1 rRNA gene is annotated in these 270 nt (G+C 48.9%); it reads left to right on the top strand.

Going from position 1 to position 270, the window contains the following annotated elements:
• Positions 1-269: ribosomal RNA gene (locus F8197_RS29530) — 23S ribosomal RNA — on the top strand; the annotation flags it as partial.
• Position 270: the final 1 nt, after the last annotated feature.

The raw sequence follows: 270 nt of genomic DNA, 5'->3' as shown, positions 1-270 counted from the left end.
ATGCAAAGCGAACGCGGCGAACTGAAACATCTAAGTAGCTGCAGGAAAATAAATCAACCGAGATTCCCAAAGTAGTGGCGAGCGAAATGGGAAGAGCCTGTACGTGATAGTCGATTGAATAGTGGAACACTCTGGAAATGGTGGCCATAGCGGGTGATAGCCCCGTACACGAAATTCAAACGGTGGTACTAAGCGTACGACAAGTAGGGCGGGACACGAGAAATCCTGTCTGAATATGGGGGGACCATCCTCCAAGGCTAAATACTCGTA

Origin of the sequence: Duganella sp. FT27W (genome assembly GCF_009295655.1) — a bacterium.
Lineage (GTDB): Bacteria > Pseudomonadota > Gammaproteobacteria > Burkholderiales > Burkholderiaceae_D > Rugamonas > Rugamonas zoogloeoides.
The sequence above is the reverse complement of the archived record's forward strand: the minus strand, read 5'-3'. Positions and strand labels throughout refer to the sequence as shown.